The sequence below is a fragment of the Arthrobacter sp. SAFR-044 genome (assembly GCF_051965175.1).
Lineage (GTDB): Bacteria > Actinomycetota > Actinomycetes > Actinomycetales > Micrococcaceae > Arthrobacter.
The window spans coordinates 1-1,651 of sequence record NZ_JBQCMK010000031.1 but is presented as its reverse complement, the minus strand read 5'-3'; the positions used below and the strand labels follow the sequence as shown (position 1 = coordinate 1,651).

The 1,651-nt window shown below is 67.3% G+C and carries 1 protein-coding gene; it reads right to left on the bottom strand.

Going from position 1 to position 1,651, the window contains the following annotated elements; all coding sequences use genetic code 11:
• Positions 1-1,651 (bottom strand): DUF222 domain-containing protein (locus tag ACTHQS_RS20985; RefSeq protein ID WP_440172726.1); only part of this gene is annotated, 1,651 nt, incomplete at both ends.

The window sequence follows — 1,651 nt, the reverse complement described above, 5'->3', positions numbered from 1 at the left end:
GTGGTGGGGGTGGTTTGAAGTAGTGGTTTTGTTGGGGTGTTTGGGTGGGGTCGATGTGGGGTGGGGGGATGAATGTGGGTGTGTTGTTGGTGGTGGTGATGGTCCATTGTTCTTTGTGGATGAGGTGGTGGTGGTGGCTGCAGAGCAGGACGCCGTTGGTGGTGGTGGTTGGTCCGCCGTGTGACCAGTAGGTGATGTGGTGGGCTTCGCACCAGGGGGCGGGGATGGTGCAGTTGGGGAAGGCGCAGCCTTGATCGCGGGCGGTGAGGGCGGTGCGTTGGGCTGGGGTGAAGAGGCGGGTTTTGCGGCCGAGGTCGAGGATTTCGCCGTGGGTGCCCAGGAGTGCGGGGATGATGTCGGCATCGCAGGCGATTTTGCGGAGCGTGGCGGCGGGAACGGGTCCGGTGAAGGCAAAGGTCCCGGTGTTGTTTCCCGTGTCAGGGTCTGCCGTTGCTGTTGCTGTTGCTGTTGCTTTTGGTGGGGCGCTGGCGGGGAAGAGGTGTTGGTAGTGGATGGTGGCGATGATTTGGGGTCGGTTGCCGCCGGTGGTGGGCAGGGTGTTGGTGGCGAGGGCGGTTTTGGCGGCGGTGATGAGGCCGTCGAGTTGTTTTTGGGCGCGGGTGCGGCGGTCCAGGTCGGGTAGCGCGGTGGTCTCCGTTGTGTTGTGTTCTGTTGCGGTGCGCGCCCGTGGGCTGTCCCCGGCACCCCTTTCGGTGCTTGGGGTGCGGGGGTTGGTGGCGGTGTTCATGACGGTGAGGAGGTGTTCGTATTGGTCGGTGGTGGCGAAGATTTCGAGGTGGTGCAGGCCGTGGCGGGGTTTGCGGATGAAGGCGCCTTGGGTGTGGGCGAGGGCTTCTTCGGTGGGTTCGGTGCCGTCGGCGTCGATGGTGTCGGTCCAGCGTTGGGCCAGGCGGGTGAGGAAGTCAGGGTCGGTGGTGGTGGCGGCTTTGGTGAGGTGGTGTTCGATCGTGTCCAGGGTCTCGGTGGTGGTGTGGTGTTGGAGCCGGTCCAGGGTGGCGGTGATGATGGTCGCGGCGTGCGAGGATACGGCTGGTCCCTGCCCGGTCCCGGACGTGATCACAGTCTTGGACGTGATCACGGTGCCGGTGCCAGTGTCGGTGTCGGTGTCGGTGTCGGTGTCGGTGGTGGTGGGGGTGAGGGCGGCGGCGAGGTGGGGCCGGGTTGGTGGGAGTGGTTCGCCGGTGAGGGTGGTGGCTGGGAGGACGTGGTGGGCGAGGGTGAGGCGGCGGCGGGCTTCGCGGATGGGGATGTGCAGGCGCTGGCGGAGGAACTCTGCGGTGTTCCGGCATCCGTCATCGGCCGGGGACGTCACCACTGGGCGGCTTGGACGGGAGGGTGGGCCGGGCCAGTTGGTGTCGGTCTCGTTCACGGCGTTGGGGCCGGTGTTCAGGGTTTCGACACTGTGGGCGTCCCACCCGTTGGCCCAGTCCCGGGACGGGTTGGCGCGTGTCTTGGCTGCGGTGGCGTGGGTGATGGCCTGGGTGCGGGTCCGGTCCACCGCCGCGGCGCCCAGGAGCTGAAGGTACTCCACGCTCCGGGCGAGCTCCTCGGCCCGGGCGGCGAATTCGGCGGCTTCGACATAGGAGGCGGACGCCAGCACGTCCGGGGCGGCCAGGGCAAGGGCCGCAAG